The following is a 5,059-nucleotide window of genomic DNA, read 5'->3' on the forward strand; positions in this document are numbered from 1 at the left end:
AGCCGGTGGCGCACAGCTGAAACTGGCCGATGTGTTGAATGTCGGTCAAGCGGCTCCGGTGAAAATCGATGGCGATAAAGGTGAAGTCAGCGGCTTGAGCAATACGACTTTGGGCGGCAACGACTTTGCCCAAGGTAAACGTGCGGCGACCGAAGAGCAGCTGAATGCGGCCCAAGATCAGTTGGTGAATGTATTGGGTGGTAATGCGGCCAATAATGGCGGCAACATCAGCATGACCGATATTGGCGGTACTGGTGAGAACAATATCCACGATGCAATCAAAGCCGTCAATGCAACTGCCAATCTGCCTTTGACTTTTGGCGGAGACAGCGGCAAAGATGTTGAACGCAAACCGGGTACGAAGCTGAATATTGTTGGCGGTCAAACTGATGCAACCAAACTTTCAGACGGCAATATCGGCGTTGTAGCGAATGGCTCTGATAAGTTGGAAGTCAAATTGGCTAAAGACTTGGCTGTTGATAGCGTGAAAGCCGGTGATACCACTGTAAATACCGATGGTGTGAAAGTTGGCGATGTCAACCTGACTAAAGCCGGCTTGAACAACGGCGGCAACAAGATTACCAACGTTGCAGCCGGTACCGATGATACTGATGCGGTGAATGTTGCTCAGTTGAACAAAGCTGCGGCTGCGGCTAAGACTGAAGTCGTTCAAGGCGATAACATTGTTGTTACTCAGGATGTCGGTGCCAATGGCCAAACCATTTACAAAGTGGCTACCGATAAAAACCTGAAAGTCGACAGCGTTACCGCAGGCGATACTGTGATGAATAATGACGGTGTGAAAGTTGGCGATGATGTTGCCTTGAACAAAGACGGCTTGAAAGCAGGCGATGTCAACCTGACCAAAGCTGGCTTGAATAATGGCGGCAACAAGATTACCAACGTTGCGGCCGGTACGGATGACACCGATGCAGTCAATGTTTCCCAACTGAAACAAGCTGCTGCTGCATCTAAGACTGAAGTCGTTCAAGGTAAGAACATCGTTGTCACTCAGAAAACAGGCGACAAGGGTCAAACTGTTTACGAGGTGGCAACCGATAAAGACTTGGATGTTGACAGCGTGAAAGCCGGCGATACCGCAGTGAATACTGATGGTGTGAAAGTGGGTGACGATGTTGCATTGAACAAAGACGGCTTGAAAGCAGGCAAGGTAAACCTGACTAAAGACGGCTTGGACAATGCGGGCAACAAAGTAACCAACGTAGCCGACGGCGACCTCAATGCGAACAGCAAAGATGCCGTCAACGGCAGCCAGTTGTACGCAACCGACCAAAACGTAGCCAACAATGCTGCGACTATCGCCAAAGGCATTAACTTTGGCGGTACAACCGGCAGCAACAACTACGCATTGGGTTCTACCATCAACGTTAAAGGCGACAGCAACATCATCAGCGAAACCGTAGCCGGTGGCGCTCAACTGAAGCTGGCTGACGAGATTAGCGTGAAGACAGTGAATGCCGATACATTCAAAGCAGGTGATACTGTGATGAATAACGACGGCGTGAAAGTCGGCAATAAAGTTGCGTTGAACAAAGACGGTCTGACCGCAGGCAATACCGTGGTCAACAACGATGGCGTAACCATCGCTGCGCCGACTGAAAACAATCCGAACAACCAAGTCAAATTGTCTCCTGTCGGTCTGAACAACGGCGGCCAACGCATTACCAATGTGGCTCCGGGTAAAGACGGTACAGACGCGGCAAACGTGAACCAATTGATTGGTTTGGGTACCGAGTTGCAGAACAACATCAACCAAGTAGGTAAGAAAGCCTACGCGGGTGTGGCCGGTGCGATTGCCCAAGGCTCGATTCCGCAAGTAACCCGTCCGGGTGCGACCGGTATCGGTGTCGGCAGCGGCTACTATGGCGGCCAGTCTGCCATGGCCATTGGCGTGTCTGCGATGAGCGACGGCGGCAACTGGATTGTCAAAGGCAACTTCTCGGCCAATACCGACGGTCATGTCGGTGTGGGTGCCGGTGCGCTGTATCAGTGGTAAGTTGGCAATGACAGGCAACTAGATTTGCTGCCTGAATAGGGAGGCCGTCTGAAATTTTAGGTTTCAGACGGCTTTTTTTCTGAAAACACTTGAATTTAGGCTAGATGAAACGATATGCTTCATCTATTTACCGCATGACTCTGAAAGAGAACAAATGAGCAAAACCATCCATTATTTGAAAGACTACGCCGCGCCAGCGTACCGTATTCTGAAAACCGACCTGCATTTCGATATTTTAGAACCGCAAACCATCGTCAAATCCAGTCTGACCGTTCAACCTGAAAGAGCAGGGGAGCCGTTGGTATTGGATGGTTCGGCAAAACTGCTGTCTGTGAAAGTAAACGGCCAGGCCGTAGATTATGTGTTGGAAGACGAAAAACTGACGATTGCAGGCGTGCCGTCTGAAAACTTTACGCTGGAAGTGGAAACCGAAATTCTGCCTGCTGAGAACAAATCTCTGATGGGTCTGTATGCTTCCGGCGGCAATTTGTTTACCCAATGCGAACCGGAAGGTTTCCGCAAAATTACGTTCTACATCGACCGTCCGGATGTCATGTCTAAATTTACCACCACGATCGTTGCAGACAAAAAACGCTATCCGGTGTTGCTGTCTAACGGCAATAAAATCGGTGGCGGCGAGTTTTCAGACGGCCGTCATTGGGTGAAATGGGAAGATCCGTTTGCCAAACCGAGCTATCTCTTTGCTTTGGTGGCAGGCGATTTGGCGGTAACGGAAGATTATTTTACGACCATGAGCGGCCGTAAGGTCAAAATCGAGTTCTACACCACGGAGACAGACAAACCTAAAGTCGGTTTTGCAGTTGAATCGTTGAAAAATGCGATGAAATGGGACGAAACACGCTTCGGTTTGGAATACGACTTGGATATTTTCATGGTCGTTGCCGTGGGCGATTTCAATATGGGCGCGATGGAAAACAAAGGTTTGAATATTTTCAACACCAAGTTTGTGCTGGCCAACAGCCGTACCGCGACCGATACCGACTTTGAAGGCATCGAATCTGTTGTCGGCCACGAATATTTCCACAACTGGACGGGCAACCGTGTGACCTGCCGCGATTGGTTCCAATTGTCGCTGAAAGAAGGTTTGACCGTATTCCGCGATCAAGAGTTTTCCGGCGACCGAGCCAGCCGCGTGGTACGCCGTATCGACAATGTCCGTATGCTACGCTTGTTCCAATTCCCTGAAGATGCAGGCCCGACTGCGCATCCTGTTCGCCCGGCCAGCTATGAGGAGATGAACAACTTCTACACCATGACCGTCTATGAAAAAGGTGCAGAAGTAGTGCGCATGTATCATACCTTGCTCGGAGAAGAGGGCTTCCAAAAAGGCATGAAGCTGTATTTCCAACGCCACGATGGTCAGGCTGTGACTTGTGATGATTTCCGTGCCGCAATGGCAGACGCAAACGGCATCAATCTTGATCAGTTTGCTTTATGGTACAGCCAAGCCGGTACGCCGGTTTTAGATGCTCAAGGCCGTCTGAAAGGTGGAGCGTTTGAATTGACCATTAAACAAACCATTCCGGCCACGCCCGATATGGCGGACAAGCAGCCGATGATGATTCCGGTCAAAACCGGTTTGCTGAATGAAAAAGGCGAAGCGGTTGAGTTTGAATATCAAGGCAAACGGGTGAAAGAGGCGGTTTTGGTATTGACCGAAGCCGAGCAGACTTTTGTGTTGGGCGGCGTCAATGAGCCGGTTATCCCGTCTCTGCTACGAGATTTTTCTGCACCGGTTACCCTGAACTATCCATACAGCGAGCAAGAATTGGCGACTTTGCTGGCGGCAGATGAAAATGAGTTTGCACGTTGGGAGGCTGCTCAAACCCTGTATCATCGCGCCATTAATGCCAACCGTCAGGCATTGGCGGAAGGCCGTCCTTTACCGGAACACAAAGCATTGATGGATGCTTTGGCTTTGGTGGTTTCCGGTGACTTTGATCCGGCATTCCGTGCCATTTTGCTGCAAATGCCGTCTGAAACCGATGTATGGGCGGAAGAAGAAAATATTGACCCGATTCAGGTTCATCAAGCGCGTGAAGCCTTGCTCAATTCCGTTGCCGTCAAGTTCCTGCCTCAATGGCGCGAGTTGAACCGTCAGGCTGCCGAGCAAGAAAACCAAGCCGATGCCGCTGTTCGTTATGAATACAGCCCGGAATTGGCCGGCTGGCGCACTTTGCGTAATGCTTGCAGGGCATTTATCCTTCGTGCTGACGCTGCGCATATCGAGCACGTTGCGGAGAATTACGAAGCAATGGCGCAAAACATGACCCACGAATGGGGTATCTTATCTGCAATCAACAGCAATGAAAGTGAAATCCGCGATCGTTTGTTGACACAATTTGCCGATAAATTCGCCGATGATGCTTTGGTAATGGACAAATACTTTGCCCTGATTGCCTCAAGTCGCCGTAAAGATACTTTACAGCAAGTTCAGACGGCCTTGAATCATCCTAAGTTCAGTATTGAAAACCCAAATAAAGCCCGTTCTTTATTGATGAGCTTCAGTCGTAATATTCCGCACTTCCATGCAGAAGACGGCAGCGGCTACCGCTTTGTAGCAGATAAAGTGATGGAAATTGACCGCTTTAATCCGCAAGTTGCCGCTCGACTGGTGCAGGCTTTCAACATCTGCAACAAATTGGAAGCCAACCGCAAAGCCGTTATGACTAAAGAGTTGCAACGCATCCATGCACAAGAAGGTTTGTCCAAAGATGTGGGCGAGATTGTTGGTAAGATTTTAAATGAGAAATAAAGCTTGTCTGTTGAACTTATTGTTATTTGGCAATAAGGATAGATAGACTAAAGGCCGTCTGAAACTGATTGGTTTCAGACGGCCTTTTTATATACAACGCTTAAATTAATTTTCGTTGAGGGTAGGGCATAAGAATAAAAAAGAGCCTGCATAAAACAGGCTCTTTTTCATACTAATCCAAAGATTAGAATTTGTGACGCAGGCCAACAGTGCCAGCAGTTTTCTCGTATTTGTAGTCGCCTTTGCCTTCTTTCAACCAGCCGGCA

General features: G+C 49.2%; 2 protein-coding genes. Both read left to right on the top strand.

Annotation, left to right across the window (positions count from 1 at the left end; all coding sequences use genetic code 11):
- Nucleotides 1-2,017: YadA family autotransporter adhesin (locus tag HMPREF3047_RS01835; RefSeq protein ID WP_210399748.1), on the top strand; the 2,017-nt coding region annotated here is incomplete at its 5' end.
- 154 nt (nucleotides 2,018-2,171) lie between these two features.
- The gene (pepN, locus tag HMPREF3047_RS01840; protein WP_070585019.1) at nucleotides 2,172-4,793 is read left to right on the top strand and encodes an aminopeptidase N; all 2,622 of its coding nucleotides are present in this window, start codon (nucleotides 2,172-2,174) and stop codon (nucleotides 4,791-4,793) included.
- The last annotated feature ends 266 nt before the right edge of the window (nucleotides 4,794-5,059 follow it).

This window comes from Neisseria sp. HMSC075C10 (assembly GCF_001815615.1).
Classification (GTDB): domain Bacteria; phylum Pseudomonadota; class Gammaproteobacteria; order Burkholderiales; family Neisseriaceae; genus Neisseria; species Neisseria subflava_A.